The 1,259-nt window shown below is 59.4% G+C and carries 1 protein-coding gene; it reads right to left on the reverse strand.

What is annotated here, in order from left to right; all coding sequences use genetic code 11:
* Window positions 1–505: 505 nt before the first annotated feature.
* Window positions 506–952 (reverse strand): helix-turn-helix domain-containing protein, encoded by a 447-nt coding sequence (locus B071_RS0112925; RefSeq protein WP_018527492.1) that lies wholly within the window; start codon window positions 950–952, stop codon window positions 506–508.
* Window positions 953–1,259: the final 307 nt, after the last annotated feature.

Below are 1,259 nucleotides of genomic sequence, written 5' to 3' on the forward strand. Positions count from 1 at the left end.
ACGGCGGCCGAAACACGCTCGGGCCAGGGGATCCTGTTTCCGGTTGTCCTGGTGCTGACTGTCCTTACGACGGTACCGGGGCAGTATAGCAGATTGCAGGGGGCGTTCAACCCCTGAACGGGGGTCTGGCGGGAACAGATTCTGCGAGGCCCGGCCCTGACCCTCAGACGGCTCTCTCCTACCGCTCATCCACCACGGAGCGACCCAGAAGACCGTTCAGGTCGCAGACCACGCCGGCCGCGCCCCTGCGTCAGGGACAGGAGGGGTGCCGGAGGCAGTCGGGGCCGACGGCTCCGACGGGACCCCCGCATGGCCCGACGGCAGCCGGTTCCGGCTGCCGGGACGCCCCATACCCTCATCGAGAACACCCGATACGCGCTGCGTAGCCGTCACGCTGCAGATACCCGTGATACCTTGGAGAAATGCCCGCAGATAGTCCGCACCGCGGAGTCCAAGAAAAGGTCCGCGCGCCCGTCACATACACCACCGTGAACCGGGACATGAGCTAATACCCCATACCCAGGGACTGAGCATCTTCGGCAAGTTTGTCCAGGGCGGACTCGCGTTCTTGAAGTATGCGCTTTTTGTAAGCCTGTACATCTTCAAAGTATACACGCCTATGGGTGCCCACTTTGTGATAGGGAATTACGCCTTGTTCCAGCAACCTGATGAGGAAGGGACGAGATACTCCAATGAGCTCTGCTGCCTGTTGTGTTGTCAGCTCCGCATGAACGGGAATGAGCGTGACGGCATTACCCTCAGCCATGTTCACAAGAATATCTACCAGCAGCCGCACTGCGCCTTCCGGCAGTTCTATTTCATCGTTCGTGTTCCCAACACGCACGGACAGCCTATGGGCTATGTAACGAGACAGTGTCTCGCTTGAGCGCTTTGCAATTCTTGCATCATCAGTTGACGGTACAACCGGTTCGTAGAGCGCTGCGCTTGACATGCGTAACCTCCTGTATTCATCCTGATTACAAGATGCTACGCAAACGCAATAAACGCAACACGGTTGTGATATCCTCGAGAGCAGAGCGCGGTCCCGTTCGGCTTGGTAGTGTCCCTGTCCAGGGGTCCGTCCCACCCGACCACCTGTGCAATGGTCTGGGCCAGGTCTTCTACGTAGAGAAACTCTCGCAGGGCTGAACCGTCTTGCCCGCGAGGGGGGTGTTCTCTTTCTCAGGACCTCCCGGTTCCACCAGGTTCTGCTGTATCTGCTCTACGCCGCAGGCTTGACCGGGGAGGAGTTGCGGGAG

Origin of the sequence: Alkalispirochaeta alkalica DSM 8900 (assembly GCF_000373545.1) — a bacterium.
Lineage (GTDB): Bacteria > Spirochaetota > Spirochaetia > DSM-27196 > Alkalispirochaetaceae > Alkalispirochaeta > Alkalispirochaeta alkalica.